Genomic DNA, 1312 nt, shown 5'->3' with positions numbered 1-1312 from the left:
GTTGCCAGTAATAGCGAAAAACTTACTCGACTAAAAGAACATTAAAAACTAATAATTTGAATTTATGAAAAAACATTTACTAATTGCATTATCAATCTTATCGTTTCAATCTATTTTCTCTCAAGACATTACTTATGGAATTGAATTAGGCACGAGCGTTTCTACAATTTTAGAATTAAACCCAAACAGTAAAGGTTATGCCACGACACCTAAAGGAAATGGAATATATTTTGGTGGATTCATAAATTACAAAATTGCTGAAAAAATTGGTATCTATGGTAGTCTTGCATATGATAATCGAAAATCAAATTTTTCAATTGACGAGAATAATGATTTAATTATCAATCATAATTATTTAACAGTAAATCCAAGTGTTAAATTTAGTTTGGCAAAAACCTATAACAAAGGATTTTATTTAAGACCAGGAATAAGATATTCTTTTTTCTTAAGTGCATCTGATAAAGAAGACCAATTCGAAATAGTTAATAATTTTAACGGCGTTTTTGCTGGAAATATAGCATTTGGCTTTGATATAAACGATTATATTGGTTTAGAATTATGTTTCGATTACTCACTTAACGACATTTTAAATGATACTTCTTCTAAACAACTAAGTGGAATATTTAAAGCAAATATTAACTTACAAAAAATATTAGAATAGAATATAAACTTATACCTAAACCTATAATAAAATTAACAAATGAAAAAACTGAATTTACTACTTACTATTTTAATCGGATTGTCTATTTTATCTTGTTCATCAGATGATAATGATAACACTCAAACAGAAACCGAATTAATTATTGGAATATGGAAACCAGTATCTGAACTTCAAGTTGTAGATGGTGTTCAAGAAACGGACAGTTATACTTGCGGAGAAGTAACAACTTTTACCTTTTTGCAGAATGGGAATTACACCTTTACAAGTTTTCAACAAGATGACAATAACGATTGTATTGAACAAAATGAATACATAATAAGTGGGACTTGGGAAAAATTACAAGCAAATCAATATAAGTTAACTACAAATTTCGAAAACATTAATACATCAGAAATACAAACAGAAATTGAAACAAAGGAAATAACATTTTCAGGAAATAATTCAATGACAATTTTTAATGATTTTGACCCTAGTGACGATTTTTATAATATCTCTGTGACATTTGAACGAATTGAATAAAACTACTACTGGCAACAATGTGTATAATTCATTGCTAGTTATAGCCTACTTACGAAAGTCCTCGCGGACTTTCTATCTGTGATTTATTTGCTAACTTTAGTGCTTAAACACGCAACGAAATCATACACTAGA

General features: G+C 28.0%; 2 protein-coding genes. Both read left to right on the top strand.

Going from position 1 to position 1312, the window contains the following annotated elements:
• Nucleotides 1-64 precede the first annotated feature (64 nt).
• Nucleotides 65-661, top strand: a complete 597-nt coding sequence (locus tag ACKGJY_RS15505) for an outer membrane beta-barrel protein (RefSeq protein ID WP_413974811.1) — start codon at nt 65-67, stop codon at nt 659-661.
• Nucleotides 662-700: 39 nt separating this feature from the next.
• Entirely contained in the window at nt 701-1180 is a 480-nt protein-coding gene (locus ACKGJY_RS15500; protein WP_413974810.1) for a hypothetical protein, read from the top strand.
• Nucleotides 1181-1312 lie beyond the last annotated feature (132 nt).

It is taken from the genome of Hyunsoonleella sp. 2307UL5-6, assembly GCF_047345485.1.
In the GTDB taxonomy this organism is placed as follows: domain Bacteria; phylum Bacteroidota; class Bacteroidia; order Flavobacteriales; family Flavobacteriaceae; genus Jejuia.
Note: the sequence above shows the minus strand (reverse complement) of the source record. Positions and strands in the feature narration are given on the sequence as shown.

Coding starts and splice junctions, on each gene's coding strand:
- ACKGJY_RS15505 (WP_413974811.1), top strand. CDS start 65: ATGAAAAAACATTTACTAATTGCATTATCAATCTTATCGTTTCAATCT.
- ACKGJY_RS15500 (WP_413974810.1), top strand. CDS start 701: ATGAAAAAACTGAATTTACTACTTACTATTTTAATCGGATTGTCTATT.